Source organism: Flavobacterium sp. LHD-85, from assembly GCF_030929595.1.
Classification (GTDB): domain Bacteria; phylum Bacteroidota; class Bacteroidia; order Flavobacteriales; family Flavobacteriaceae; genus Flavobacterium.
Map to the genome: position 1 here is coordinate 59,233 of NZ_JAVFVR010000003.1, position 25,665 is coordinate 84,897.

Sequence of the window (25,665 nt, forward strand, 5' to 3'; positions counted from 1 at the left end):
TGAAATCCTTATTCTTTCAAAGTTAAAAAAAAATCTGAGCAATAAAAAGACATTTGCCACGAAGGCGCAAAGGCACGAAGTTTTTTATGTTGTTTGGTGTTGAATTATTTCTTTGTGACTTTCTGACTTTGCGAGATTAAAATATATGGCTTAAAATGAAATCTTAAACATTTCCCGTATTTTTGTGTTTCTAAAAATTCTAAATAAATGAGTGTAAAAATTCTTCATATCGACAGCAATAATCCAATTCTTTGGAATCAATTGGAGGAAGCTGGTTTCGAAAATCACGCCGATTTTAAATCTTCAAAAGAAGAAATAGAAGCAAAAATTCAGGATTATAATGGAATCGTAATTAGAAGCCGATTCAAGATTGATAAAACTTTTTTAGATAAAGCAACAAAGTTGCAATTTATTGCAAGAGTTGGCGCAGGTCTAGAAAGTATTGATTGTGAGTATGCATCTGCAAGAGAAATTCATCTTATTGCTGCTCCAGAAGGAAATCGCAACGCTGTTGCAGAACATTCGCTAGGAATGATTTTGTCATTATTTAATAATTTAAATCAAGCTGATGAGGAAGTGAAAGCGGGTCACTGGAATCGTGAAAGCAATCGCGGACATGAACTGGATTTAAAAACAGTTGGAATTATCGGTTACGGAAACATGGGAAAAGCTTTCGCTAAAAAATTAAGAGGTTTTGATACTGAAGTTTTATGTTACGATATTTTGGATAATGTTGGGGATGAAAATGCCAAACAAGTTTCTTTAGAAGAATTGCGTGAAAAAACAGATGTTTTAAGCCTTCACCTTCCTTGGACACCGGAAACTGATAAAATGGTGAACAGCGCCTTTATAAATGCGTTTAAAAAGCCTTTTTGGATCGTTAATACTTCTCGCGGTAAAAACATTGTGACAGCAGATTTAGTTGAAGCGATGAAAGAGAAAAAAATACTAGGTGCAGGTTTGGATGTTTTGGAGTATGAGAAACTTTCTTTTGAAACCTTATTCCAAGAGAATAATACCCCCGAAGCACTTCAATATCTTATGGAAGCAAAAAATGTCTTACTGACGCCTCATATTGCGGGTTGGACTTTTGAAAGTCACGAGCGTTTGGCGCAGGTAATTGTTGACAAAATTAAAGCTGTTTACGGTAAAAACTAGCCTACAGCCTTTAGAATTTAATAACGAGTTTTTTCTTGTAAATTTTATTTAGTGAGATTAGTTTTATTTGTTAATTTTTAATAATATTGTTTCCGAATTTTAAAAGAATGAATCTAAATAGGCTCTTTTTTGAAGTTTGGAGAAAACCGAAAATCCCAAGAGTAGGAATTAATAAATTTTTTAAGCAAAGATGGAATTAAAAGAAACATCGAATAATTTTGAAGAACAAATCCCAGTATTTAAAGTAGATCCTGTTATGGTTTTACTATTTGGATTTTTAACTTGCGGATTGTATTTAATTTATTGGAATATTAAAGTAGCTGAGGTTTTTAATGCTGTAGCAAAAAGAGAAGTTATTTCGCAGCCAATTGCAATTTTTGCTGGATGTTGTATGCCAGTTAATATTTACTTTTACTACTTAGCTGGTAAAGATGCATTGCCAAAAGTATATGAGAAAACTGGTGAGCTTCAAAAAGACCAATCTACTTTATTAATTGTTTTAGGATTCTTTTTTCCTATTGCTGCGGCAATGATTGTACAAGGTGATATCAACAGATTATATAAATAATACGCAAACAAGACGTAAAATTTACGGAATTATCGGTGCAGCAATTACACTGATAGTTCCGTTTTTTTTAATGCTTCACAATCATAATGATCATCTTGAAACAGATCAGTCATTATGTCCTTTTAAGATGCTGACAGGTTTTCCGTGCCCAGGATGCGGAATTACAAAGTCTCTAGTTTATTTCTATCAGGGAGATTTATACAAATCAATTTCTTATCATATTCTAGGTCCTTTTGTTATTGCTTTTTGTGCCGTAACGATTGTTGTTTTGGTTAGAGAATTAATTACCAAAAAAGAATACTTTACAGCACTTTTATATAACAGGAAATTGGCTTACGGATTGGCTATTTTTCTAGGTGTTTATCATCTTATAAGATTGATTTTATTTGTGAGAAACAACTCTTTTGATGCTATCTTGCATCAGTCAATTTGGTTTTAATAAATCTATTAATCTGATTTTGTAACAATCAGATTTTTTTGTTTAAATACAGTTTTAAGAATAGTAAAAAATTAAGATTATGGAAAATACAAAGAGAGAAGATTGGAATAATCCCCGTTATGGACAGGAAAATAAAAAAGTGTTAGCAGGAATTCTAGCTATTTTATTAGGATATCTAGGAATCCATAAGTTTTATTTAGGTTATACTAAAGAAGGAATAATTCAGCTTCTTCTAGGTTTGGCCTTTGGAATTGGCGGTATAATTGGCGTTATTGAAGGAATCATATATTTGACCAGAGATGATGAAGAGTTTTATCAGACGTACCAAATTGGCTATAAAGGCTGGTTTTAAAAGAAAACAAAAAATCCCATTTACTTGAATTGAGCAAATGGGATTTTTTATTTTTATATCTCAAAAGAAAACTTAATCTTCTTTTTCAGACAACTTCTTTTCTAATTCAATCTGAAACTCTTCGATAACGGGTTTCATAGTGCTTTCTGGAATATCTGCGATTCTAATGTACATTAAACCGTCAATTGCATTGTTGAATAAAGGGTCAACATTAAATGCTACTACGCGAGCATTTTGTTTGATATATTTCTTAATTAAAACTGGCAAACGTAAGTTTCCTGGTTCCAATTCGTCAATGATTTTATCAAACTTGTTCAAATCAGATTCGGCTTCGTCGAAAATGAAATCTTTATCAGCGTCTTTCAGTTTTACTTTGTATGCCTTTTTCGGATGAATGTATTGCGCAATATATGGGTCGTAATAGTTAGACTTCATAAACTCAATCATTAATGATTTAGAGAAATCTGAAAACTGATTGCTGATACTTACACCTCCAACCAAATATTTATGTTCCGGATGACGCAAAGTAGTATGGATAATACCTTTCCATAGCAGGAATAAAGGCATTGGTTTTTGCTGATATTCTTTTACGATAAACGCGCGTCCCATTTCGATAGACTTATGCATCATATCATGTAATTCTGGCTCGAATCTGAAAAGATCAGTTAGGTAAAAACCTTCTATTCCATATTTTGGATAGATTTCAGAACCTAATCCCATACGATATGCACCTGCAATTTTTTTGGTTTCATCATCCCACAAAAACATATGGTGATAATATTGGTCGTATTCGTCTATGTCGATAGATTCATTTGTTCCTTCACCAACTTCACGGAAAGTGATTTCGCGCAAGCGGCCAATTTCGTGCAAGATGTTCGGAATTTCTTTCGCGCTTGCAAAGAAAACCTCGTAGTTTTTGCTTTGTAAAAATCTGCTGTCGCTATCACGCAATGCCTGAACTTCATCAATCAATTTTGATTCACTTGCAGCTGTTACAATTTTTTTAGGCGCTTTAGGTATTTTAAGGCTTGCCGTGTCAATCAGTTTGGTGTCTTTCTCAAACGGATTAGCCAGCATATAGGTTTTCTTTCTCAAGAATTCTGAGTATTCTTCAAAAGATTGGATTTCGTTTTGCTCGCTTACAGAAATTGGTTTTCCAATACGAACTTTAATTACGCGGTCTTTTTGCGTAAGCAATTCAGAAGGCAATTTTGCAGTTCTTAAAGTATCGTCAATTTTAGAAAGCCAGTAAAATAATTTGCTGTTTTTGGCGTGAAAGTAAATCGGAACAACCGGAACTTTAGCTTTTCTGATTAGTTTTATAGCACCTTCTTCCCAAGGTTTGTCTACTACTAATTTTCCGTCTTTGTAAGTTGAAACTTCACCTGCTGGAAAAATACCCAAAGGCTTTCCGTCGCTCAAATGGCGCAAAGTTTCTTTAATGCCAATTACGCTCGATTTTGCATCCTTGTGATTCTCAAAAGGATTAACCGGCATAATGTATTTTTTCATCGGAACAATTCTATGTAATAAGAAATTGGCAATGATTTTGAAATTTGGTTCTCTTTCAAGCATCAATTTCAAAAGCAAAATTCCGTCAATTCCTCCAAGCGGATGATTAGAAATGGTTATATACGCACCATCTTTCGGCAGACGTTTTAAATCTTCTTCAGGGATTTCAAACTTAATTTCCATTTCGTCCAAAATTCCATTCAAAAAGTCAAGGTCTTCCAAATGTTTATTACGATCGTAAATTTTATTAAGGGTCGAGATCTTAAGAACCTTCATAAGAATCCAGCCAGAAAAGGTACCGAAAACTCCGTACTTTTCAACATTTATTGCCTTTGCAACTTCTTTCGCGGTAACTAAACCCATGTAGTACTTTTAATTTATTAGAACAGCGAACAAAGATAACAAAAAAGTCTACTTTTCGCTGTTTCCAAGACAAACTTTGCACTTTTTTATTACATTTGAAATCCTAAAAAAATCACTGATGAAAATTATTTCTTATAATGTAAACGGAATTAGAGCGGCAATAAACAAAGGGTTTATCGAGTGGCTGCAACAAGCAAATCCTGATGTAATATGCCTTCAGGAAATAAAAGCAACACAAGACCAAATTCCAGTTGATGATATTACAGCGGCAGGCTATCCGTTTCAATATTACTATCCTGCTACCAAAAAAGGGTACAGCGGAGTGGCGATTCTTTCTAAAACAAAGCCGAACAATATTGTTTATGGAACAGGAATTCATCATATGGATTTTGAAGGAAGAAATCTTCGTGCAGATTTTGATGATGTTTCGGTAATGAGTTTATATCTTCCGTCTGGAACAAATATTGAAAGACTGGATCACAAATTCATGTTCATGGATGATTTTCAAAATTATATTAATGAATTGAAACTTACGGTTCCGAATTTAATTATCTGCGGAGATTATAATATTTGTCACGAAGCGATTGATATTCACGATCCAGTTCGTAATAAAACGGTTTCAGGATTTCTTCCAGCAGAACGCGCTTGGCTGGATGCATTTATGAAATCTGGTTTTATTGATAGTTTCCGTCATTTCAACAAAGAACCGCATCATTATTCTTGGTGGAGTTACCGCGCGGGAGCAAGAGGAAATAACAAAGGCTGGCGTATTGATTATAATTTGGTGAGCAATGTATTAGAGGATAGATTAAAAAGAGCTGTTATACTTCCAGACGCTATGCATTCAGATCATTGCCCTATTTTAGTCGAAATTGACTAATTTTTGGTATTGTTCTTGTTGAGAGAAAGGTGGTTTAAATTCAAGAATAGATTTTGAATTTTGAAATTTTAAACGCCTAAAATAAAAACCAATTAAAGTAAGATGATTAAAAAAGCCTCCATCGGATTATTGGCATTAGCCTTATCCACAACGTCATGTGTTTCTAAGAAAATTTATAATGATCTGGAAACAAAATATTCGGATTTGAAAAAAGAAAACCGTTCTATTGCTGATGAAAACGAAAGTTTAAAGAAAGCGAAAAATCAGTTAGAAACCGATCGCGATAAATTGACTAAAGATTTAGCGACTGCTAATGATGATTTGGCCAAACAAAAAGCAGATTTAGCAGCGGCTCAAAATAAATATAAGGTTTTACAAGATTCTTATAATGCATTGGAGAAAAACAGCAATGATGCATTGGAGAAAAACATGGCTAAAAACCGCGAATTGTTAGCACAATTAGAAGCAAAAGCAAAAGCCCTTGCAGACGAAAAAGCTCGATTGGACAAAACGGCTAATCGTTTGAAAGAATTGGAAGATATGATTGCGGCCAAAGAAGAATCAATGCGCAAGCTGAAAGAAACTTTATCTAAAGCCTTAAATGGTTTTGAAGGTAAAGGTTTAACAGTGGAACAGAAAAATGGGAAAGTATATGTTTCTATGGAAAATAAATTGCTTTTCAATTCAGGAAGCTGGGCAGTTGGTGTAGAAGGAAGAAAAGCGGTTGTAGAACTTGGTAAAGTTTTAGGCGATAATCCAGATCTTTCTGTTTTAATCGAAGGACATACAGATGATGATCCGTATGCAGGTTCTGGACCAATTGCGAACAACTGGGATTTATCAACTAAAAGAGCAACAGCAATCGTGGCTATTTTGAGCGAAAATTCAAAAATCAATAAACAAAAATTAACAGCAGCAGGTAGAAGCGAATTTTCTCCGCTAGCTAGCAACGCAACACCAGAAGGAAAAGCAAAAAACCGTAGAATCGAAATTATCTTGACTCCAAGATTGGATGAGATTGCGGAGATGCTTAATAGTATAAACTAAGGTTCAAAGGAATATAGGTTCAAAGGCTCAAAGGTTTTTACTTTGAGCCTTTTGCTTTTTGGAGCGTTTGAAAAAGCTTCGAGGAAAAGCTGAATATAAAAATCTTGTACTTTTTTTAACCTTTATCAAATTTCAATTTGAAAAATCCCTTTGTACCTTTGTGACTTTGCAACTTTGAACCTTTAAAGAAAAAATGAAATACACAACATTACCCAACACCGATATAAAAGTTAGTAAAATATGCCTTGGAACTATGACTTTTGGGCAGCAGAATACAGAAGCAGAAGGGCACGAACAAATGGATTATGCTCTTGAAAGAGGAGTTAATTTTTTTGATACTGCTGAAATGTATTCCGTTCCAGCAAGTGAAGCGACTTACGGAAGCACCGAAAAAATTATTGGGACTTGGTTTAAGAAATCAGGGAATCGTGATAAAGTGATTTTGGCTTCTAAAATTGCTGGTCCAAATCCGAATTTTGGATATATGCGTGAGAAACTGGATTTTTCTCCAGCAAGCATCAAATTTGCTGTTGAGCAAAGTTTAAGACGACTTCAAACCGATTATATCGATTTGTACCAAATGCATTGGCCAGAAAGGAAAACCAATAATTTTGGAACACGTGCTTTTCACGGACATGATGATGTTTGGGAAGATAATTTTAGAGAAATCATTGAAACTTTCGACGGATTAATCAAAGAAGGTAAAATCAAACACATTGGAGTTTCTAATGAAAACGCTTGGGGAATGATGCGTCTTTTGGAAGAAAGCAAATACAATAATCTGCCAAGAATCAAAACCGTTCAAAATCCGTATTCTTTATTGAACCGTTTGTTTGAAGTGAATTCTGCAGAAGTTTCAAAATATGAAAATGTTGGGTTATTAGGATATTCGCCTTTAGCATTTGGTGTTTTGACTGGAAAATTCTTAACTGGAGAAAGTCACCCGAAAGCGAGAATTAATCTTTTTCCGCAATACAAACGTTACAATAGTGACCAATGTACCGAAGCGACAAAATTGTATCAGGAAATCGCAAAAAAACACGGTTTAACGTTAACAGAATTGGCGATGGGATTTGTATTGCAACAGCCATTTTTGACAAGTGCGATTATTGGCGCTACAACTTTAGAGCAATTAAAAGAAAACATCGACACGATAGATGTTACACTTTCTAAACAAATCTTAGCGGAAATTGATGCGGTTCAGGCTATAATTCCTGATCCTGCTCCTTAAGTTTTTTTTGCCACGAAGGCGATTTTTTGCCACGAAGGCGCTAAGACACTAAGTTTTTTTAATCTCGCAAAGACGCAGAGTCGCAAAGTTAAAATTTTAAGTTCAATTGCTTCCAGCTTTAGCTGGATGAGACGATAAACGCAAACAAAAAGGGCTTTAGCCAAACTAGTAAAGTTTGGCTAAAGCCCTTTTTCTATTTCGATTTTATTCCCCTAGCTTAAGCTAGGGGCTATTCAAAAAAAAATGCGACTCTGCGTCTTTGCGAGATTAAAAACAAAAAAACTTTGTGTCTTAGCGCCTTCGTGGCAAAAAACTTTTACAAATCAAATTCATCATCAACAGCCAAAGAATCAGTTTTGACTGCTGTAGAATCTGGGACTTTAATTTTGATTAAAGATCGCGCATTTCCAGAAATATAAACTGGTAATAATCCAATCGTATCTTCAGGAACTAAAAGACCTCTTCTAAACATTAGATTCTTCAAGAATTTCTGGTTTTTAATGGCGTAATCTTTCAAATTGCCTTCATCATTAAACTGATACATGAATTTTCTTGGTTTCGGAATAATCGTTGCCAAATACAAACATTCGTCAACATTTAATGCCGACGGACTTTTCTGAAAGTAAAAATGACTTGCTTCTCCAATTCCGTAGACATTTGGCCCCCATTCGATAATGTTGAAATATACTTCCAGCATTCTTTCTTTGCTTACAATTCGGTTGTTTTCTAAAATGTAAACTAGAAGGATTTCTTCCAGCTTTCGCGAAAGCGTTTTTTCACGAGTTAAAAAGACATTCTTAATCAACTGCATGCTAATTGTGCTGGCACCGCGAGAGAATTTCTTTGTTCTAATGTTTTTTAGAATCGATTGTTTGAAAGCTTCATTAATGAATCCGCGGTGTGAAAAGAAAGATGGATCTTCGGTCGTTAAAACACATTTTCTTAAATAAGGGGAAATTTGATCCAAAGGCGTATAATTCGGATTAGCGTTTCCAACCAAAACAGGTCTTTGCAACACATTCTGAATAATCGCACGATATACAAATTCGCCATTTAGTTTGTTTAAATCGGCTTCTCCATATTTCGTAATTCGTAAATCTTCTTTGTTCAGCTTACTGTCAAAAACAAGTGTATTTGGTTTGTTTTTATTGAATTTGAAATCCAGTTTGTAATCAAAATTTCCAGTTGCCTGCATTCCCTGAAAATGCGTAAACAATCCATCAGGAAGCGAAACAATAAAATCCTGCGCTTTCATTTTCGGGATATCGACTTTTAAGGTGTAAACCGTATCTTTTTCGGTATCATAAGAAATATAAGGACGGACTTTAATTTTGTTCAACTGCATGGTCGAAGTGCTATCGATAGAAATAAAGCTATCTCCCAATAAAAAGCGGTAATCAAAACGGGCATTTTTTATTACCACATCTTTGCTGGCAATTTTTGGGTGATTGATTTTAAGATTGGCAATCGAAGTATAACCGTCAATATGCAATTCGCTTCCGCTTTTATCAATGTTTTGAACATTTAATCGAATAGAATCAAAACTTGCTTTTAAGTTATAACGCTCATCTAAATACGGAACGCGGATCGCGCCAGTATCTAAATTGAAAAATCGAATATCGGCTTTTTTATTTCTCGGATCTGCAAAACCTTTTATGTTCCAACGCTGGTCAAAATCTTTTGCCTGAACATGAAGATTGGTTTCAAGTTGTTTATTGCTTAAAACTAGTTTATCTACATCAATATTGGTTTGTTTTCCGTTATCGTCGATTTTGAATTTGAAGTTTTTCAGATCCATATCGGTAGGAACCAGATTCAACACTTTAGATATGATTCTGTAAGCAAACGAAGCATATTTTCGTTTTTCGTTAGATTCTGTTTCTTCGCGATCTCTTTTTAGAAAGGCATCAAAATTTCGTTTTTTGCCTTTTTTTACTAACTGAATATAGCCATTGTCTATTTTTAAGGTTCCAACTTGAACATCTCCAATAAGTAAATTGCTTAAACTGATGCTAGTTTCAACATTTTTTATTTTGACAAGCGTGTCAGCATTGATTGGAGCTAAAACAACATCTGTCAATTTTATAGTTGACAAACCATCAAATGAAGCCGATTCTACAGAAAAATTACTGTTGTACTGGACAGCCATTTTATGGGTAACTTTTGCAATGGCTTGTTTTAAAAGGGAATTACGAAAATAATACAGTCCGATGCAAAGCATTAAAATTACTATTCCCAGTATTTTTAATGCTTTGTATATTTTTTGTTTTGGAAAATTCATAAAATTAGTTTGGATCGAAATTATTCAGTTTTCAAATCTAGGATAAATTTAAATTTAAAATTATCAGCTTGTAGAGTTTTTCTTTTAAATTTTAAATAATGTGTGTAAAATATTGATACAGTAATGTTTGCGTTTGTCTGTCGATGCAATTTTGAAAAGGTATGAGCTTTTTTATTCTATTTTATTTTTCTATTTGTGGAAAACCGTAATATTATGTAGTAAATATCTTATATATTTGCTTCATTAAACAATAAAAAAAACAGTCAAATGAAAATTTTAAAAAAAATTATGTTTTTGTCTTTTGCAATCTGTGCATTAGTCTTGTCTTCATGCAGTAGTGATAATTCTTCTGATGATACAGATACTCCAAGTAATCAGGAAGAATTTATGAAATTTAAGTATAATGGAAAAGAATATACTTTTTCTGAACCAGGATTAATGACTTCAGAGAGTATAAATATAATGGCAAGTTCCGGAGTTGATGACACATACAAAAAAATTTCTTTATGGGCTCCTTTGAATATAACAACAGGAAGTCACCCGATAGTATATGATTTGTCAAAACTTACAACTACTTACCAGGCAACTTTTAGTTTTATGCCAGAAATAAACAATTCTAATGCTACATCTGGAACTATAAATATAACAGCTAATGATGATAAAAAAATTGAAGGCACTTTTAGTTTTTCAGGAACTTCAAACGGAAAAGCATTTGCAGTTACCGAAGGAAGTTTTAGAATTGAAAAATGGTAAGAGCTTAAAAAGTTAATAAAAAATCCTGCTTATGAGAGTATCAGACTCGAGAGCAGGATTTTTTTTTATGTTTGTTCTTCTAGAAAATTAGCCAAATAAAATACTTGCAACATCTTCAATTTTTGCAACAAGTTCAATTTTAATTCCCGTATTCTTTAAAGCTATTTTATTGTATTTGGAAACAAAGATGGTATCGAAACCTAATTTTTCAGCCTCTTGAATACGTTGGTCTACGCGATTAACAGGACGAATTTCGCCAGAAAGCCCGACTTCGCCAGCAAAACAGAAACCTTTTCCAACCGGAATATCTTCATTAGAAGATAAAATTGCAGCAACAACGGCCAAGTCAATTGCGGGATCGTCAACAGAAATTCCGCCTGTAACATTCAGGAAAACGTCTTTTGCACCTAAACGAAATCCAGCTCTTTTTTCTAAAACAGCCAAAATCATGTTTAGCCTTTTGGCGTTGTAGCCTGTTGTGCTTCGTTGCGGTGTTCCGTAAACTGCGGTGCTAACCAAAGATTGTATTTCGATCATCAGCGGGCGCATGCCTTCTAAAGTTGTGGCAATTGCTGTTCCAGATAATTCTTCGTCTTTATGTGAAATCAGAATTTCTGAAGGATTGCTGACTTCTCTTAATCCGCTTCCGAGCATTTCATAAATGCCAAGTTCAGAAGTTGAACCAAAACGGTTTTTTAGCGAACGCAAAATTCTATAAATATGATTTCTGTCTCCCTCAAACTGAAGAACGGTATCAACCATGTGTTCTAGAATTTTAGGTCCTGCGATATTTCCGTCTTTGGTAATATGGCCAATTAAGATTACTGGAATATTACTTTCTTTGGCAAATTTGATTAATTCGGCAGTGGTTTCACGAATTTGTGAAATACTTCCGGCAGTCGATTCGATATAATCAGTATGCAAAGTCTGAATGGAGTCAATTATGACTACTTCAGGCTGAATAGTTTCGATTTGTTTAAAGATGTTCTGCGTTTTGGTTTCAGTAAGAATATAACAGTTGTCGCTGTTTGGTGTAATTCTTTCTGCACGCATTTTTATTTGTTTCTGACTTTCCTCGCCTGAAACATATAAGGTTTTGTATGGTAATTTTAATGATACTTGAAGTAAAAGTGTACTTTTTCCGATGCCAGGTTCGCCACCCAAAAGCGTTAAAGAACCAGGAACAAGTCCGCCACCTAAAACACGATTCAATTCGCCATCGGTAGTGTCCATTCGGACTTCCTGGGTAGAATCAATTTCGTTAATTTTTAAAGGTTTTGGTGCTTTGCTTGTTGGAGTAGGTTCACTTTTCCAAGCCACTTTATCCTGTTTCTGAATGATTTCTTCGGCAATCGTATTCCATTCTTTGCACGCGTTGCATTGCCCTTGCCATTTGGCATATTGGGTTCCGCAGTTTTGGCAGAAAAAGGAAGTTTTAACTTTTGACATTATTTACTTTTTTTAGCAAGTGTATTCATTTCGTCAATTTTCTCATACATCAAGTCTTTGTTCAAATCGCCAATTGGCTCCATTTGTGAAGCATTTTGATATTTTTTTGAAGCGTGTTTAGGATCGCCCATTTTTTCGTACATCAAACCTAATTCATATTCTCCCAACATAGCTTTTGGATAATTTACATTTCCAATTTCGGCCATTTTTCCCAATTCATCGTAAGCGTTTCTTTTTAAAATAAGATTTTCCATTACTTTAAAATCGCTCATCCTAACTGGAATTTGAACTCCTAAAACCTCAGACATTGCTGCGTATTTTTTTTCTAAATATTCTGCATAACCTGTTTGAAGAACCGCAATTTTGTCGTTGTATTCGGCCGAATTTATAGGACGGTAAACTTCAAAAATCTGGTACAATGCACTTGGTATAGAATGCAAAACTTCTGTGTAATGTGTTGCACCTTTAAAAACATCATATTTATAATTCACTAACGGATTATTGGCAATTTTAATATTGCTGTTTAATTTTTCAATAGGCTCTTTAATTTTTTTGATATCACCTTCTCCAGCAGAAAGGTAATAGAAAATAGGGCTTTTTATTTTAGCAAATTTCTCTGCAATGCGCACTTCCATTTTTGGAGCAAGCTCCGGGCTTAAACAGATGTAGGCATTAAAAAGCGGAATCTCTTTATATAAATAGAAATTAGCAAAACTCGCTGTTACATCGTGACCTGCAATAAGTCTGAAAGGCGAGGTGCGATATTTTTTTTCAATATATGGAATTAATTCTGCTCCGATAAATTCGAAAAACTTTGCGCCTTTTTCAAAAGGAAGGCCTTCGTTTTGATCTATTGTTGTGTCATCATAGCGTTCTTCGTCTTTGTTTTGATGAATTCCGATGATAATCATTTCTGGAATGTCATCCCAATAAGTAGCATAACTTACGGCTCCAGAAAAAGGATCAAATAAGTAATCTCCATCCAATAAATAAAGAACAGGGTATTTTTTGTCTTTGTTTGCTTCATAAGAAGCAGGAAGTCCGATCGTAATTCTGCGTTCTTCTCCCAGTTTTTCTGATTTAATATTATCGAACGTTTTTTGGGCAAACGTCGAGAACGAAATCAAAAGTGTCAGTAGGTAAACTTTTTTCATGATTTGTGGCATTTCAGTAAATTAAAAATGTATCGAAAATAGTGTAGCAATATACTATTTTATTTGCTTCTTTGTTAATTGGAGTAAAGATTGAAGCACAATGTTTTAGCGTCAGAATCTTTTTGGATTGAGACAAAAGAAGAATTCTTTGTTCAAAAATAGCTTTTGACAAAGAAAGTAAATTCTTAAAAAAGAAAGAATTGATTAGGTTAGCGAATTATCATTTTCGTTAGGGAAAATAATCCAAGGTTTGAAAGTTTTCGCTTCTTCAAAATCCAAGGTTGCATAAGAAATGATGATGATGATGTCATCTTTTTGAACTTTTCTCGCAGCTGGACCATTCAGAGTAATTTCTCCTGAATTTTTTTCGCCTTTAATAGCGTAAGTTTCAAAACGTTCGCCATTATTAATATTAACAATAGATACTTTTTCGCCTTCAATAATATTTGAAGCTTCTAGTAAAGTTTCATCAATAGTAATGCTGCCAATATAATTTAAATCGGCACCCGTTACTTTAACACGATGAATTTTTGATTTTATAACTTGAATTTGCATGATGCAAAGTTAGATTAATTTAATGAAATGGTGTCAATCAGTCTTATAGAATTAACAAATACCGCTATAAATGCTCGATATTTTTTGTCATTCTCTTTCTTATCGATAGATAAAAGTGTAGATTCGTCAGCAATAACAAAATACTCAAGTTCGAACTCTTTGTTGTCTTTGAAAGAATTTTCTACAAATTCGATTGTTTCTTGCGGGCTATGATTTTGAAAAATCTCTTTTGCCTCAGTTAAAGTTTTGTAAATGATCGAAGCATCTTTTCTTTCCTCTGCTGTCAAACGTTCATTACGTGAACTCATTGCAAGCTGGTTTTCTTCCCTAAAAATTGGACATCCAACAATGTTTACTGGCAATTCTGTTTTTTCAACTAATTTTTTGACAATTTGAAGCTGCTGAAAATCTTTTTCTCCAAAGTAAGCATTGGTTGGAGTTACGATTTCGAATAGTCTTTTGACAATTGTTCCAACGCCATTAAAATGCCCAGGTCTGAATTTTCCTTCCATCTGGTTTTCTAATCCATCAAAATCAAAAGGCTGCGAAACAGTATTTCCTTCATAAATATCTTCAACTGAAGGTGCGTATAAAATAATTTTATCACTTAATGTACGCATTTTCTTAACATCTTCTTCTAGTGTCCTAGGATATTTTGCTAAATCTTCTGGGTTGTTAAATTGTGTTGGATTGACAAAAATGCTCACTACTGTGTCGTCGTTTTCTTTAAGCGAACGTTGCATTAAAGCCAAATGTCCTTGGTGTAAAGCGCCCATTGTTGGTACAAATCCGATAGTTGAATTTGCGGTTTTGATAGTTTTAAGATAGGCTATCAACGCTGCTTTACTGTAGAAAATATGCATTGAGGTATTATTAAAATTTAGTGCAAACATAATATATTAGTTATAAACTGCATAAATTTTTGTAATTTTGCGACGTTTTTATTACCAAAATTAAGTAAAATACTATTATGAAAGATAAGAGGATATTATACGTATCATCTGAAGTCGTGCCTTATTTGGCTGAAAATGAGGTTTCTTTAATGTCTTATGACGTACCGAAAATGATTAATGATCAAGGCGGTCAGATAAGAATTTTCATGCCAAGATATGGGAATATCAATGAGAGAAGACACCAATTGCATGAAGTGATTAGACTTTCAGGGATGAATTTGGTAGTGAATGACTTAGACATGCCGTTGATTATTAAAGTAGCATCGATTCCGAAAGAAAGAATCCAGGTTTATTTTATCGATAATGATGAATATTTTAAACGTAAAGCCACTTTTACAGATGAAGAAGGTGCTTTATATCCTGATAATGACGAGAGGGCCATTTTCTTTGCAAAAGGTGTTGTAGAGACTGTAAAAAAATTAAACTGGGTTCCAGATATTATACATGTTCATGGCTGGCTTGCATCAATGCTTCCGATTTATATGAAGCATTATTATAAACATGAAGCATTGTTCTCTGAGACTAAAATCATCACTTCTGTTTACGGACAGTCATTTGATGAAAATCTAGATCTAGAAATGATCAATAAAGTTAAATTTGATGGCGTTCCTCACGATGCGGTATCAGATTTGGAAACTCCAAATTACGAGAATGTTTTAAAAGCTAGCATTTTACATTCAGATGGTGTAATTATTGCGTCAGAAAATGTTTCTCCAAGTTTAACAAAATTTATAGAATCTTCAGGAAAACCTTTTTTACCTTTCGCCACGAAAGATGCGTTTGCTGATGCTTATACAAATTTCTACAGAACATTTGGACTTTAAATTTTAATTTTATTATTAGACATGTATAAAACTTCTTTTTTTAAGAAATCTCTATTAGCTGTTATTGCTGTTTTTTTATATTCTTGCGACAAAGATTTTAATGCGATTGGTGAAGGTTTGGTTGGTGATGATCACTTTGGACTTGAATCTGAAAAATATGATGTTTTAGCTTTTAATCAAGAAGTTACTCCAGTTCAGTCAAATAATATGTCGCCAAATGCTCTTGGTATTTTTGATAACCCTCTTTTTGGCACAACAACTGCAAATTTTACTACTCAAGTAGGGCTTGCTTCTTATTCTCTAACAGTTGGGGAAGCTCCAGTTATTGATAGTGTTAGAGTACAGATTCCTTATTATAGTCATGTTATCTCTACTGATGATAAAGGGAATAGTAAGTATGAATTAGATTCTATTTACGGAGATAAAAATGGAAAAATTAAACTAAGTGTTTATGAATCTGGTATCCAGATGAGAAATAGTTATTTTAGTGGTGGTAGCCAATTGCCACAGTTTTATTATACAGATCAAAACGCCGATTTTTTTAATGAAAAAAAAGGGGAGAGATTAAATAATAGTACTAATAAGCTTGAAAATGATGAATTCTTTTTCAGTGCAGCAGAGTACAAAGATAGTATTACAACAGATGGCAAAAAAACGCTTAATCGAGTAAAGCCAGAAATGCGTTTGCATTTAGACACGAAGTTTTTTCAAGATAAAATACTAAAAGCCGATGCTTCGAAACTTGGAGCCGAGGATATTTTTCAAGAATATTTTAGAGGTTTGTATTTTAATGTTGAAAAGTCTGGGTCTAGTCCGAGTAATATGGCATTAATGAATTTTAGCGAAGGTAAAATTACAATTTATTACAAAGCCAAGACGGAGTCTACGACGGATCCTGACACTACTATGGAGAGTAAAACAATTGTTATGAATTTGAAGGGTGCGAGTGCGACTACATCAAATACGGCTAATTTTCTCCAAGATACTCGAAATCCAGATTACACAAGTGCTATAACTACAAATGTGAATAAAACAGAAGGAGATGAAAGGCTTTACTTGAAAGGAGGTCAAGGATCTTTGGCGATTTTAAGACTGTTTAATCAGACGGATGTTTTAAGTTATAATTCAGCTGGTGAACCAGTAACTGGAGCAAATGGGGTTCCTGACCAATTAGATGAAATTAGAAGTAATGTTGTTCATAAGAACTGGAAGGTTAACGAAGCTAATTTAGTATTTTATATTGACGCTGATAAAATGACTGGTGCAGAAGAGCCAAATAGAGTGTATTTGTATGATTTGACAAATAATGCTGTTCTAGTAGATTATTCCGCAGATGCTGCATCGGCTTTTGGAGGGGTAATTACTTTGGGTTCTGATAAAAGAGGAAAAAGTTATAAAATGAGAATCACAAGCCATATTCGTAACTTGATAAAAGATGCAACGGCTAAAAATGTTGATTTAGGACTGGTTGTTTCCCAAAGTGTAACTACAATTTCGCTTAATGCGCTGAAGGAAAAAATTCAAATAAATAAGGAAAATCCAGATCAGGCTGCAAAATATTTTTCTGCAGTGCCTAGAACATCAGTAATGAATCCTTTGGGTACGATCTTGTTTGGAGGAAAAGCTTCTGTTCCAGATGACAAAAGATTAAAACTTGAAGTTTACTACACGAAACCAAATTAATAAATATATATGTGTGGAATTGTTGGATATATCGGTCACCGAGAGGCTTATCCTATTGTAATAAAAGGATTAAAGCGTCTTGAGTACAGAGGATATGATAGTGCCGGCGTTATGTTGTATGACGAAGAGGCAGGCATTAAAGTTTGCAAAACAAAAGGTAAAGTTTCCGATCTTGAGACTAAAGCCAGTGAAGGTTTTACAATAAACGGAAATATTGGAATTGGACACACGCGTTGGGCAACTCACGGTGTTCCAAATGACGTGAATTCACACCCTCATCTTTCTAATTCTGGAGATTTGGCTATTATCCATAACGGAATTATCGAGAATTATGCGCCTTTGAAAGAGGAGCTTATCAAAAGAGGTTATACTTTTAAATCGGATACAGATACTGAGGTTTTAGTTAATTTAATAGAAGAAGTTCAAAAGAAAGAAAATATTAAATTAGGTAAAGCAGTTCAGATAGCATTAAACCAAGTTGTTGGTGCGTATGCAATTGCTGTTTTTGATAAAAAGAATCCAAATGAACTTGTAGCGGCGAGATTAGGAAGTCCGTTGGCGATTGGAGTTGGAGAAGGAGAATATTTTGTTGCTTCTGATGCTTCACCGTTTATTGAATATACTTCTAATGCAGTTTATTTGGAAGATGGTGAAATGGCTAATATCAGATTGCATAAGCCTATTAAAATTAGAAAAATTCAGGATGACTCTTTAGTAGATCCTTATATTCAAGAACTTCAAATGAATTTGGAGCAGATTGAAAAAGGAGGGTATGATCATTTCATGCTTAAAGAAATCTATGAGCAACCAAGTGTAATTAAAGATACTTACAGAGGAAGACTTCATGCAAATGAAGGAATTGTTCAGATGGCTGGTGTTGAAGATAACTTGGAGAAATTCTTAAACGCAAAACGTATTCTTATCGTAGCGTGCGGAACTTCTTGGCACGCAGGTTTAGTAGCAGAGTATATCTTTGAGGAATTTACCCGTATTCCTGTTGAAGTAGAGTATGCTTCTGAATTTAGATACAGAAATCCAATTATCAATAAAGATGACGTAGTTATCGCTATTTCGCAATCTGGTGAAACTGCAGATACTATGGCGGCTATTAAATTGGCTAAAGAAAACGGAGCATTTGTATTTGGAGTTTGTAACGTTGTGGGGTCTTCTATTTCTAGAGAGAGCCATGCAGGTGCTTATACACATGCAGGACCAGAAATTGGAGTAGCTTCTACAAAAGCATTTACTACTCAGATTACAGTATTAACGATGATTGCTTTACGTTTAGGAAAAGCAAAAGGAACATTGTCAAATACAGATTTCCATACTTACCTTCAAGAATTGGAAATTATTCCTGAGAAAGTTGCTGAAGCATTAGAAACTAATGATAAAGCAAAAGAAATTGCTGCTGCATTTAAAGATTCGCCAAACTGTCTTTATTTAGGTAGAGGATATAATTTCCCGGTTGCTTTAGAAGGTGCGTTGAAATTAAAAGAGATTTCATATATCCACGCTGAAGGATATCCTGCAGCAGAGATGAAACATGGTCCGATTGCGTTAATTGACGAACTTATGCCAGTTATTGTGATTGCTCCAAAGCAAGGGCATTACGATAAAATTGTAAGTAATATTCAAGAAATTAAATCAAGAAGTGGTAAAATTATCGCTGTAGTTACAAAAGGTGATACTCAAGTTCGGGAATTGGCAGATTATGTAATCGAAATTCCAGAAACTTCAGATGCATTATCGCCATTAGTTACAACAATTCCGTTGCAACTGCTTTCTTATTACATTGCCGTAATGAGAGGCTGTAATGTTGACCAACCTCGTAACTTAGCGAAGTCGGTTACAGTAGAATAGATTCTATTTTAAAAATATAAAATATGTTAAAAAAGCGAGATTTAAGTCTCGCTTTTTTTTATTGTCAAAAATTTTTTTGAGCATATGTATTTTTATGAATTTTTCAGTTTTTTGAGAAAAATTTATATGTATGCATAGTAAACTGATTTTTCTTTAGGTTTTATTTGTTTTTATTTTAATAAATTGAATTAGTAAATAGTTAAAATATTGTGTAAAATGGTGATAAATATTAATTTTATTTAACGTTTTTTTATGCATATTAAAATATTTGTGTATTTTGGCTATATATACTAACAAAAAACTAACCCAAAATGAGAGTCTACTTGCTAATTATGTTGTTATTCAGCGGAATATCCTTTGCGCAGAATACAATTACAGGTTCGGTTACGGATGGTAACAAACAATCTATTCCAGGTGCTAATGTTGTTGTTGTAGGAGAAAACACCGGTGCTTCTACAGATTTTGACGGATCGTTTAAATTAACTACTAATGCTAAGTTGCCTTTTTCTGTAAAGGTTACTGCGGTAGGATTTGAATCTAAAACGGTAAGTGTAACGGCAGCAAATCAAAAAGTAAATGTAATTTTAAAAGGTGAAGAAACGAAATTGGATGAAATTGTAGTTTCGGCATCAAGAACACCAGAGAGAGTTCTAGAATCTCCTGTAACTATTGAGAGAATGGGTGTGCAAGAAATTAAAAGAACAGCTTCTCCTTCTTTTTATGATGGTTTGGAAAACATGAAAGAAGTGCAGATGAATACGAGTAGTATGTCGTTTAAGTCAATCAATACGAGGGGATTTGCGACGGTAGCAAATACTCGTTTCATGCAGTTGGTAGATGGAATGGATAATGCATCTCCATTATTGAATTTCGTTTTAGGAAACATGATTGGGGTTTCGGAAATCGATGTTCAAAGTGTAGAATTGCTTCCTGGAGCTTCGTCTGCTTTATATGGAGCCAATGCCTTTAATGGTATTTTGTTTATGACTAGTAAAAGTCCGTTTACAAATCAAGGTGTTTCGGCTTATTTAAAATATGGAGTAACTTCACAAGAAGCAGCGGGCACAAATGGTTATTACGATTTTGGTGTTCGCTTCGCTCGAGCTTTTAATAAATATATCGCTGCTAAAGCAAACTTTACTTATATGCAGGCTACAGATTGGTATGCTACAAATTATGATGATAAGACAAGAGCAGGTATTGATAGAACAAATCCTAGCTATGATGGAATCAACGTTTATGGAGATGAGGCTGCGACAAATATAAAAGGTGTTGGCCAGAAGTTAGAGGCAATGGGGTTAATTCCGGCTGGAGCATCTAATCTTTTGCCAAATTCTATGGTTAGTAGAACGGGATATAATGAGATTGATTTAACAGATAATAAAGCGGCAAATATGAAAGTTGATTTTTCTTTGCATGCAAGGCCTTTTGGAGATGAAAGATTGGAAGTGATCTGGCAAAGTAAAATTGGTACTGGAAATGCTGTGTATCAAGGAGCAAACAGATATTATTTGAATAACTTTTTTATGTACCAGAATAAATTAGAACTTAAAGGGAAAAACTTTTTTGTGAGAGGTTATATGACTGGTGAAGATGGGGGAAAATCTTATGATATGATTTTTACTGGTATCAATGTAAATAGAAAATGGAAAGACGATAATACGTGGTTTGGTCAATATGCAGGAGCGTTTATTCAAGGAGCTTTAGGGGGTATGACGCCAGAACAGGCTCATGCAACTGCAAGATCTACGGCTGATACAGGTCGTTTTTTGCCTGGTACTGCAGAGTTTAAAAATGCTTTTAATCAGGTTATAAGTGATCCAGATGTTTTAAGTGGATCTAAATTGGTTGATAATTCAAAAATGTATCACTCAGATGCAAATTATAATTTTAGAGATATAATAAAATTTGCCGAAATTCAAGTTGGAGGTTCTTTTAGAGCATATGAGTTAAATTCTCACGGAAGAATCTATACCGATGCTAATAGTCAGATAAATTACAATGAGTATGGTGCATATGCACAATTGATGAAAAAATTTATGGACGACAGATTGAAGTTTACAGGATCTCTTCGTTATGATAAATCTAAGAACTTCGACGGTAATTTTTCTCCACGTTTGTCTCTTGTGTATTCTGCCGGAGAAAAAAGAAATCACAATTTCAGAGGGTCTTTCCAAACAGGTTTTAGAAACCCTACAACACAAGACCAATATATAGGATTTAATATTGGAAATGCAGTATTACTTGGTTCTGCTCCTGATAACTTGACAAGGTTTAATGAAACTTTTACTCTGAGTGCAGAAGGTCAGGGTTATACAGGAAGTCCGACAAAAGTTATGAATGGTAATGATGCTTATGGGAATTCTTATATAGCAAGTTCAGTAACTGCATTTTCTGCAATGGCAGGAACAGACCCGGTTGCGGCGGCAGCGCTACTAAAAAAGTCTAGAGCAAATTATGTGAAACCTGAAGAAGTAAAAGCTTTTGAGTTAGGGTATCGTTCAGTTTTTGATGGTACATCGATAGATATTAATGGGTACTATAATATTTACAACAACTTTATTGGTAATTTAAATGTCGTTTCTCCTTTCTATGGAACTGCTCAGGATAATCCTAATATTGCTGCAGGAACTTCTGATCCGGGAGTTCAGTCAATTAGAGCGCTTCAAAATGGAGAATATAGAACATATCAATTATATACTAATTCAGATGTGGAAATAAACTCATTAGGATTTGGAGTTGGACTTTCAAGAAAAATTATTGCTGATTTTGAATTGGGAGTGAATTATAACTATGCTCAGTTCGATTTTGATCAAGCAAAAGACCCAAGTTTTGAGCCTGGATTTAATACGCCAAAACATAGAATTAAAATGTCAATTGGAAATGATAAGCTGTTTAAGAATTTCGGATTTAATGTTAGCGGAAGATGGAACAGTGAATATTTATGGCAAGCTGGTTTTGCTGATGGTATAATTAAAGAAGCGACTGTAATTGATGCTCAGATAAATTATGGAATTCCAAAATTGAAATCAGTTGTAAAATTAGGAGCAGCTAATATTGGCGGAAAAGAATACTACCAAGTAATTGGAGCTGGATTAATCGGACAGCAGTATTTTGCTTCTTGGACTATTAACCCATAATTGATTGTAAACTCTAAGTCAAATTCATTATTTATGTTTCTGAATGCCAAGTTTAGAAGCGAATAATTATAAAAAATATAAATTATGATAAAAAATTTCAAGTGGCTTTTATTGGTTTCGTTAACCTTTATGGCTTGTAATAGTGATGATGAAGTGGCTCCGGTGGTAGAGTCATCTGATGGTAAGGCTTTGACTGCAGGAAGTGCTGATTTTTCTAAGTATGTTGCTTTAGGAGATTCTTTTGCGGCAGGATTTAGTGATAATGCGCTTTTTATTAAAGGTCAGGAAGGAGCATATCCAAATATTTTGGCGCAGCAATTTGCTTTGGTAGGAGGAGGTGAGTTTAAAACGCCTTTTGCAAGTGATAATATAGGAGGGTTATTATTAGGAGGAAATGTTATCGCTGGTCAGCGTTTATATTTTAATACGACTGTAACGCCAACCCATCCAGAATCGACGGTAGATCCTATTGTGGGGGTGCCAACTACTGAAGTTACAGCGCATTTGTCTGGATCTTTTAATAATTTAGGAGTTCCTGGTGCTAAAAGTTTTCATTTGTTGGCGCCTGGTTATGGTAATGCGGCGGGTGTAATGGCAGGAACTGCAAATCCTTATTTTGCGCGTTTTGCATCTAGCGCAACAACTACAGTTTTAGCAGATGCTTTAAGTCAGAATCCAACTTTCTTTTCTTTGTGGATTGGAGGAAATGACGAATTAGGTTATGCGACTGCAGGTGGAGATCCTACGGTAAATCCTTTAACGCCTCCAGCAACTTTTGATGCGGCTTACAAAGGTTTGGTTACTCAATTGGTTGCGGGTGGAAGAAAAGGAGTTGTAGCAAATCTTCCAAATATTTCGACTCTTCCTCATTTTCGTGTAATAGCTTATAATCAATTAAAGCAATCTAATTTAAGTGTTAATGGAGTTAGCTTGGTTGGTACTTTGAATGCACAATTGTATGGGCCATTGCATAATGCATTGGCTTATTTAGGTCAAGGTGACAGAATTAAACTTTTGTCTGCAACAGGAAATAATCCATTACTTATTGTAGATGAAAATTTACCAGATTTATCGGCAAATTTAAAAGCTGTGCTGATGGGTGGTGGATTAGATGCTGGTACCGCAACAGCAATGGGAATGGTTTTTGGAAGAGCAAGACAAGCATTGCCTACAGATTTGATTGTTTTAGGCGCTTCTTCTAGAATTGGAAAAGTTCCAACGGTAGCTGCCGACGGGGTTGCTTCGCCTTCGCCTTCTTTGTCTCAATTAGGAGTTACTTTCCCTTTGCCAGACAGATATGTTTTATTGCCATCTGAAGTAGCAGAAATAGGCGTAGCTACTGCTGCTTATAATCTGACTATAAAAACTGTTGCTGAGGCAAATGGTTTAGCGATTGTTGATGCTGAATCAATCATGGCAGATTTAAATAAGCCAAACGGAGTTACAATGAATAATTTTACATTGAAAGCGACATTTGTTACTGGTGGTATGTTTTCTTTAGACGGAGTCCACCCTTCACCAAGAGGATATGCTTTTATAGCTAATAAATTTATCCAGGTTATTAATGCTAAATATGGTTCAAATTTAAAAGGAGTAGATATTGGTAATTATCCAGTTTTGTTTCCTGCAAAATTATAATCAAAACTATTTTAAGTTTCAAAAAACCGCTCATTTATACCAATGAAGCGGTTTTTTTCTTTTATTAAAAAAATGCTGTTTTTGTTGTTTTTTGGGCAAGTTTTATGAATCAAACAAAATCATGCTATTTTTTATGAAAAAAAAATTGATTTTATATTTTAAAAAATTATCTTTGCGCTCTGAAAAAAGAGGTATTTTCGATAAACCTAAATAGCTATTTAATAAATACATAAGTAATGTCAAAAGTAATAGGAAAAGTTGCTCAAATCATTGGACCAGTAGTAGACGTAGTTTTCAACGGTAAAGATGTTGAACTTCCAAAAATTTATGATTCACTAGAAGTCACTAAAAAAGACGGAACAATTTTAGTTCTTGAAGTACAATCTCACATTGGAGAAAACACTGTTCGTACGATCTCTATGGACTCTACAGACGGTTTGTCTAGAGGATATGAGGTAGTTGGAACTGGAAATCCAATCCAAATGCCAATCGGTCCAGACGTATATGGAAGATTATTTAATGTTGTTGGAGATGCAATTGATGGTTTAGGTGATTTGCCAAAAACTGGAGAAAACGGTCTGCCAATTCACAGACCTGCACCAAAATTTGAAGATTTATCAACTTCATCTGAAGTTTTATTTACAGGTATCAAAGTAATCGATTTGATCGAGCCTTATGCAAAAGGAGGTAAAATTGGATTGTTTGGTGGTGCTGGTGTTGGTAAAACAGTATTGATTCAGGAGTTGATCAACAATATTGCAAAAGGTCACGGTGGACTTTCTGTATTCGCTGGAGTAGGAGAAAGAACACGTGAAGGAAATGACTTGCTTCGTGAGATGTTAGAGTCAGGAATTATTAAATACGGTGATGATTTCATGCACTCTATGGAAAATGGAGGATGGGATTTGTCTAAAGTAGATATGCCAGGAATGAGAGAGTCTAAAGCTACTTTCGTTTTCGGACAAATGAATGAGCCACCTGGAGCTCGTGCTCGTGTAGCACTTTCAGGATTATCTATCGCTGAGTATTTCCGTGATGGAGCTGGATCAGACCAAGGTAAAGACGTATTATTCTTCGTTGATAATATCTTCCGTTTTACACAAGCAGGTTCTGAGGTATCAGCACTTTTAGGTCGTATGCCATCCGCGGTAGGTTACCAACCAACATTAGCAACTGAAATGGGTGCTATGCAAGAGCGTATTACATCTACAAACAAAGGATCTATTACATCTGTACAAGCGGTTTACGTTCCTGCGGATGACTTAACTGACCCGGCGCCAGCTACAACTTTCGCCCACTTAGATGCTACAACTGTATTGTCTCGTAAAATTGCTGAGTTAGGTATCTATCCTGCGGTTGACCCGTTAGATTCTACTTCTAGAATTTTAACTCCTCAAATTTTAGGAAACGAGCACTACGACTGTGCACAAAGAGTTAAAGAAATTCTTCAAAAATACAAACAATTACAAGATATCATCGCGATCCTTGGTATGGAGGAGTTATCTGAAGAAGATAAACTTGCAGTAGCAAGAGCACGTCGTGTACAACGTTTCTTGTCTCAGCCATTCCACGTAGCAGAGCAATTTACAGGTATCCCAGGTGTATTAGTTGATATTAAAGATACTATCAAAGGATTTAACATGATCATCGATGGTGAGTTAGATCACCTTCCAGAAGCTGCTTTCAACTTGAAAGGTTCTATTCAAGATGCAATCGAAGCTGGAGAGAAAATGTTAGCTGAAGCATAATAATCAAGCAGAGCTTGATAAAATCAAAAAAATAAAAATTCCAAATTCCAAGATTGGGATTTGGAATTTTATAATTT

The 25,665-nt window shown here is 34.5% G+C and carries 20 protein-coding genes; 14 read left to right on the forward strand and 6 right to left on the reverse strand.

The genetic code is table 11. The features are described from left to right. Positions 1 to 207 precede the first annotated feature (207 nt). From RB618_RS06185 to RB618_RS06200, 4 genes are all read left to right on the forward strand, one after another. Positions 208 to 1,158, forward strand: a complete 951-nt coding sequence (locus RB618_RS06185; RefSeq protein ID WP_308067958.1) for a 2-hydroxyacid dehydrogenase — start codon at positions 208 to 210, stop codon at positions 1,156 to 1,158. A gap of 190 nt (positions 1,159 to 1,348) precedes the next feature. Continuing rightward, a complete protein-coding gene (locus tag RB618_RS06190; RefSeq protein ID WP_308067959.1) occupies positions 1,349 to 1,726 on the forward strand; it encodes a DUF4234 domain-containing protein in 378 nt (125 codons plus the stop codon). After that, positions 1,701 to 2,165 (forward strand): DUF2752 domain-containing protein, encoded by a 465-nt coding sequence (locus RB618_RS06195; protein ID WP_308067960.1) that lies wholly within the window; start codon positions 1,701 to 1,703, stop codon positions 2,163 to 2,165. Before RB618_RS06190 ends, RB618_RS06195 begins: the two co-directional genes overlap by 26 nt. Positions 2,166 to 2,244: 79 nt before the next feature. Then, a complete protein-coding gene (locus RB618_RS06200; protein ID WP_066033290.1) occupies positions 2,245 to 2,517 on the forward strand; it encodes a TM2 domain-containing protein in 273 nt (90 codons plus the stop codon). 72 nt (positions 2,518 to 2,589) lie between these two features. Here RB618_RS06200 and RB618_RS06205 read toward each other — a convergent pair whose 3' ends face one another. Then, positions 2,590 to 4,392, reverse strand: a complete 1,803-nt coding sequence (locus RB618_RS06205; RefSeq protein WP_308067961.1) for a lysophospholipid acyltransferase family protein — start codon at positions 4,390 to 4,392, stop codon at positions 2,590 to 2,592. A gap of 118 nt (positions 4,393 to 4,510) precedes the next feature. Here RB618_RS06205 and RB618_RS06210 point away from each other — a divergent pair, with 118 nt between their 5' ends. The 3 genes from RB618_RS06210 (at position 4,511) to RB618_RS06220 (ending at position 7,550) form a co-directional block, all read left to right on the forward strand. Further along, complete coding sequence (locus RB618_RS06210) at positions 4,511 to 5,272, forward strand: exodeoxyribonuclease III (protein ID WP_008465497.1); 762 nt, start codon at positions 4,511 to 4,513, stop codon at positions 5,270 to 5,272. 102 nt (positions 5,273 to 5,374) lie between these two features. Continuing rightward, a complete protein-coding gene (locus tag RB618_RS06215; protein WP_308067962.1) occupies positions 5,375 to 6,319 on the forward strand; it encodes an OmpA family protein in 945 nt (314 codons plus the stop codon). Between the two features lie 193 nt (positions 6,320 to 6,512). Then, positions 6,513 to 7,550: an aldo/keto reductase gene (locus RB618_RS06220; protein ID WP_308067963.1), complete on the forward strand. Its 1,038-nt coding sequence runs from the start codon at positions 6,513 to 6,515 to the stop codon at positions 7,548 to 7,550. Between the two features lie 316 nt (positions 7,551 to 7,866). Here the strand turns inward: RB618_RS06220 and RB618_RS06225 are convergent, their stop codons facing one another. Continuing rightward, on the reverse strand, positions 7,867 to 9,831 hold the full coding sequence (locus RB618_RS06225) for a transglycosylase domain-containing protein (RefSeq protein ID WP_308067964.1): 1,965 nt from the start codon (positions 9,829 to 9,831) through the stop codon (positions 7,867 to 7,869). Positions 9,832 to 10,098: 267 nt separating this feature from the next. Here RB618_RS06225 and RB618_RS06230 point away from each other — a divergent pair, with 267 nt between their 5' ends. Continuing rightward, positions 10,099 to 10,584 carry a hypothetical protein gene (locus RB618_RS06230; RefSeq protein ID WP_308067965.1) on the forward strand — a complete coding sequence of 162 codons (486 nt, stop codon included), beginning with the start codon at positions 10,099 to 10,101 and terminating at the stop codon, positions 10,582 to 10,584. Positions 10,585 to 10,671: 87 nt separating this feature from the next. Here RB618_RS06230 and radA read toward each other — a convergent pair whose 3' ends face one another. From radA to panC, 4 genes are all read right to left on the reverse strand, one after another. Further along, a complete protein-coding gene (gene radA, locus RB618_RS06235) occupies positions 10,672 to 12,033 on the reverse strand; it encodes a DNA repair protein RadA (RefSeq protein ID WP_111377621.1) in 1,362 nt (453 codons plus the stop codon). Continuing rightward, positions 12,033 to 13,187 carry an alpha/beta hydrolase-fold protein gene (locus RB618_RS06240; RefSeq protein WP_308067966.1) on the reverse strand — a complete coding sequence of 385 codons (1,155 nt, stop codon included), beginning with the start codon at positions 13,185 to 13,187 and terminating at the stop codon, positions 12,033 to 12,035. Before RB618_RS06240 ends, radA begins: the two co-directional genes overlap by 1 nt. A 204-nt stretch (positions 13,188 to 13,391) precedes the next feature. Next, positions 13,392 to 13,742: an aspartate 1-decarboxylase gene (gene panD, locus RB618_RS06245; protein ID WP_008465481.1), complete on the reverse strand. Its 351-nt coding sequence runs from the start codon at positions 13,740 to 13,742 to the stop codon at positions 13,392 to 13,394. Positions 13,743 to 13,756: 14 nt separating this feature from the next. Beyond that, entirely contained in the window at positions 13,757 to 14,635 is an 879-nt protein-coding gene (gene panC, locus RB618_RS06250; protein ID WP_308067967.1) for a pantoate--beta-alanine ligase, read from the reverse strand. Positions 14,636 to 14,712: 77 nt separating this feature from the next. Between panC and RB618_RS06255 the strand changes: the two genes are divergently transcribed. The 6 genes from RB618_RS06255 (at position 14,713) to atpD (ending at position 25,588) form a co-directional block, all read left to right on the forward strand. Beyond that, entirely contained in the window at positions 14,713 to 15,519 is an 807-nt protein-coding gene (locus tag RB618_RS06255; RefSeq protein ID WP_308067968.1) for a glycogen/starch synthase, read from the forward strand. A 21-nt stretch (positions 15,520 to 15,540) separates the two neighbouring features. Further along, positions 15,541 to 17,202, forward strand: coding sequence for a DUF4270 domain-containing protein (locus tag RB618_RS06260; RefSeq protein WP_308067969.1), 1,662 nt, complete (start codon positions 15,541 to 15,543; stop codon positions 17,200 to 17,202). A 9-nt stretch (positions 17,203 to 17,211) separates the two neighbouring features. Then, a complete protein-coding gene (gene glmS / locus RB618_RS06265; RefSeq protein WP_308067970.1) occupies positions 17,212 to 19,062 on the forward strand; it encodes a glutamine--fructose-6-phosphate transaminase (isomerizing) in 1,851 nt (616 codons plus the stop codon). A gap of 311 nt (positions 19,063 to 19,373) precedes the next feature. Beyond that, a complete protein-coding gene (locus RB618_RS06270; RefSeq protein WP_308067971.1) occupies positions 19,374 to 22,202 on the forward strand; it encodes a TonB-dependent receptor domain-containing protein in 2,829 nt (942 codons plus the stop codon). 84 nt (positions 22,203 to 22,286) lie between these two features. After that, entirely contained in the window at positions 22,287 to 23,840 is a 1,554-nt protein-coding gene (locus RB618_RS06275) for a G-D-S-L family lipolytic protein (RefSeq protein WP_308067972.1), read from the forward strand. 236 nt (positions 23,841 to 24,076) lie between these two features. Further along, positions 24,077 to 25,588 carry a F0F1 ATP synthase subunit beta gene (atpD, locus tag RB618_RS06280; RefSeq protein WP_201999372.1) on the forward strand — a complete coding sequence of 504 codons (1,512 nt, stop codon included), beginning with the start codon at positions 24,077 to 24,079 and terminating at the stop codon, positions 25,586 to 25,588. Positions 25,589 to 25,665: the final 77 nt, after the last annotated feature.